Consider the following 3,628-nt stretch of genomic DNA (forward strand, 5'->3'; position numbering starts at 1 on the left):
GTTTCATCTAATTTTTCTGGAACAATTCCAATCTCAGAAGCTTTCCCATTCGTCGCAAGACCTTTTCCATTACGATCGTATATTTCACCACGTTTTGGTTGTGTTGTTTGCATACGCACTTTACTATCTTTTGTCATGCCAGGGAAAATGAAATCAGGTGTCCAATCTATTTTCCAAGATTCTTTATCTCCATCTTTTTCTTTCACCATTTTTGCTTCATGACCAAAAGTGATTTTACCACCAACTGTATCCATGCTTACTTTAAAAGGAACAGGGCCTTCATCTTTTTTATCTTCTTTTACTTCCCCTGTTTCTACCTTTAAGTCTTTCACTTCWATACCWGMATAAATTTTTTCATATTTCTCWGTRAAMTCTTTYTTWGAAATATYTTTTTTTGCATTTTCTGATAATTGATCRTACATATCWGCAAATTTTTKYTTATTCCATGCTTTTRCATATGTATCAAACGCTTCTTGTGGTTTTTCTTCTTTACCACATCCAACTAACATGAATGTTAAGCAAAGAAAAAGAATCCCCCATATTTTTCTCAACTGATTCTCCTCCTTTTATTACATGGCGTACTTCTAACGATTTATAGCATTCTATACATGCTAACTCTCATTATAGCACTATCGAATCCCATCTATAAAGATACATCTGATAATACAAATAAAAAGATTGATGTGAATGCTCACATCAATCTTTTTTATTGTTGCTTTTCATAAATATGATAATAGTACGTGTACGGATTTTTTTCATCCGTTAAGCCCTTCTCCACAAAAACTTCTTTCCAATCAGTCATATCCATTTCCGGGAAGAATGTATCTCCATCAAATGCATGATGAATCTTTGTTATATACAACTTCTCCACATACGGTAAGAATAAATCATAAATTTGCGCTCCTCCAAAAATAAAGATTTCTTCTTCATCTTTGCATAGCTCAAATACTTCTTCCACAGAATGAGCAACTTCACAACCTTCAACATGATAATCACCGTTACGCGTTACAATAATATTACGTCTTCCAGGCAATGGTCTACCAATTGCTTCATAGTTCTTTCTGCCCATTATAAGTGGGTGACCCATCGTCGTTTTCTTCACGTACTGTAGTTCACTCGGTATATGCCAAGGTAATTTATTATCTTTACCAATTACTCTATTTTCGTCCATTGCGACCATAAATGAAACAATCATTTTGTCATCTCCTCTACAATTACACTGCAACCGGTGCTTTAATCGCTGGGTGTGGATCATATCCTTCAATCGTTAAATCTTCCATCTCAAAATCAAACACAGATTTCACATCTGGATTTAATGTAAGTTTAGGGAACGGGCGTGGTTCACGTGCCAACTGCTTTTCGACTTGTTCAAAATGATTCGTATAAATATGTGCATCACCAATTGTATGAACAAAYTCTCCTACTTCAAGACCACATTCATGTGCWATTAAATGTGTTAAAAGTGAATAGCTTGCAATGTTAAATGGAATGCCAAGGAATATGTCACCGCTTCTCTGATATAACTGACAAGAAAGCTTTCCATCTGCTACATAAAACTGGAATAGCGTATGACAAGGCGGTAAAGCCATACTTGGTACATCTTCAGGATTCCAAGCAGAAACAATTAGACGGCGTGAATCTGGCGTTTTCTTAATCATTTCAATTACATCTTTTAATTGATCAAGTGTCTCACCAGCTGTCGTTTTCCAAGCACGCCACTGCTTTCCGTATACGTCTCCTAAATATCCAAATTTCRTTGAGAATTCATCGTCTTCTAAAACGTTCTTTTTAAACAATTCCATTTGCTCATCGTATTGCTTCTTAAATTCCTCATCTTGTTGTGAGCGAAGACCGAAATCTGTCATATCAGGGCCAGTATACTCATCGCTTTCTACCCAGCTCTTAAACGCCCATTCATTCCAAATATTATTATTATGTTGCAATAAATAACGAATATTTGTATCACCTTTCATAAACCAAAGCAGTTCACTTGCTACTAGGCGAAATGGCACTCTCTTTGTCGTTAATAAAGGAAACCCTTTACTTAGATCGAAACGCATTTGATATCCAAATACAGATACAGTACCTGTCCCTGTACGATCTTCTTTCTTCGTACCGTGCTCCATTACATGACGGCATAAATTTAAGTATTCATATTCAGCATGTTTCATATGTAAGAAAACCTTCTTTCAATCTTATATGAGATTTATCATAACATGAAAAACAGCGAATTTAATAATCCAAATTAATAAAAATTCTTTCAATATTTCTTACAAAATTATTAACTTTCAATATTAAAAAAGGTTTTCACTTTTCTATTACAGAAAGTATAGTGCGGAACATAAAAATTATATTTGGAGGTTGGAAGCATGTCTAAAATCAAAACTCCTGTTTTAAGTACGTTACAATATAAGGTTGAGAAGATGATGAAGGATTTACACGTTCCTGGAGCGGCTGTAGCTGTTATAAAAGATGGTGAGGTAATTATTTCAGAAGGTTTCGGCTATCGTAACATAGAGAAAAAAGAGGCTGTTACTCCGCAGACACGATTCGCAATCGGTTCTGCGACGAAAGCATTCGGTACGCTTTCATTAAGCTTATTAGCACAGCAAAAAAAGTTTAATTGGGATACTCCTGTCCAAACTTACGTACCTAACTTCTCTTTATCCGATATGCTCGCTAACTCGCAAGTTACAGGACGAGATTTAGCTTCTCATCGTACTGGGGTAAGTCGTCATGATGCTCTTTGGTACAGCTCTTCTTTAACTCGAAAAGATATAGTAGAAAAAATAAAACATTTATCACTTGATGCTCCGTTCCGCACAGCATTTCTTTATAACAACTTAATGTATGCGACAATTAGTTATATTGTGGAAAATATTACGAATCAAACGTGGGAGCAATACGCTACAGAACATATTTTAGAACCTTTAAATATGAGGCATACAAACTTCTCTGTTACAGATTCACAAACTACAGATGATTATGCTTTACCTTACATTGAAGATAATGGTGAAATGAAAGAAATTCCATTCCGAAATATTGATACAGTTGGAGCGGCTGGATGTATTAACTCTACCATTGAAGATATGGCAAAATGGGTTTTGCTTCATTTAAACGAAGGAAAAACAGAAAATCATGATTTRATTTCTACTGAACTACTCCAAGACATGTATACACCRCAYACTCCAATYCCRGATCAGCCAATGTTATCAACGAGTGAATCACCATTAAATAGCTATGGACTCGGTTGGTTTATTAGTGCTTACCGCGGTTATAAAATGATTCATCACGGCGGTAATATTGATGGGTTTTCTGCACTTGCGTCATTTATGCCCAACGAAAATATCGGTATTATCGTACTAACAAATTCTGGACAAACTTTACTTCCTACTTATATTACAAAGCATATTTACGATGAACTTCTCGGACTAGAATATATCGACTGGCATGAACATGCTGTAGAAGATAGTGAAAAAATGAAAGAAATGATGAAAGAGGCAACTACATCACTTCCCGAACCAATAAAAGGGACTATCCCTTCTCATGCATTAGATGACTACACTGGAACTTTTGAGCATCCCGCTTATGGAACACTAAAAATATACAAACAAGATGATTCTTTACA

The 3,628-nt window shown here is 35.4% G+C and carries 4 protein-coding genes; 1 reads left to right on the forward strand and 3 read right to left on the reverse strand.

Going from position 1 to position 3,628, the window contains the following annotated elements:
• The 3 genes from AC1DJR_RS21660 to AC1DJR_RS21670 form a co-directional block, all read right to left on the reverse strand.
• Window positions 1–551: NTF2-like N-terminal transpeptidase domain-containing protein (locus AC1DJR_RS21660; protein ID WP_477003470.1), on the reverse strand; the 551-nt coding region annotated here is incomplete at its 3' end.
• Window positions 552–706: 155 nt separating this feature from the next.
• Window positions 707–1,195: a dihydrofolate reductase gene (locus AC1DJR_RS21665; protein ID WP_044441921.1), complete on the reverse strand. Its 489-nt coding sequence runs from the start codon at window positions 1,193–1,195 to the stop codon at window positions 707–709.
• 19 nt (window positions 1,196–1,214) lie between these two features.
• Window positions 1,215–2,171 carry a thymidylate synthase gene (locus AC1DJR_RS21670; RefSeq protein WP_477003471.1) on the reverse strand — a complete coding sequence of 319 codons (957 nt, stop codon included), beginning with the start codon at window positions 2,169–2,171 and terminating at the stop codon, window positions 1,215–1,217.
• A gap of 198 nt (window positions 2,172–2,369) precedes the next feature.
• Between AC1DJR_RS21670 and AC1DJR_RS21675 the strand changes: the two genes are divergently transcribed.
• Window positions 2,370–3,628, forward strand: a 1,259-nt coding sequence (locus AC1DJR_RS21675; protein WP_477003472.1) for a serine hydrolase, incomplete at its 3' end; no start/stop codon positions are given.

This window comes from Bacillus sp. 05T31 (assembly GCF_056396725.1).

Coding starts and splice junctions, on each gene's coding strand:
- AC1DJR_RS21665 (WP_044441921.1), bottom strand. CDS start 1,195: ATGATTGTTTCATTTATGGTCGCAATGGACGAAAATAGAGTAATTGGT.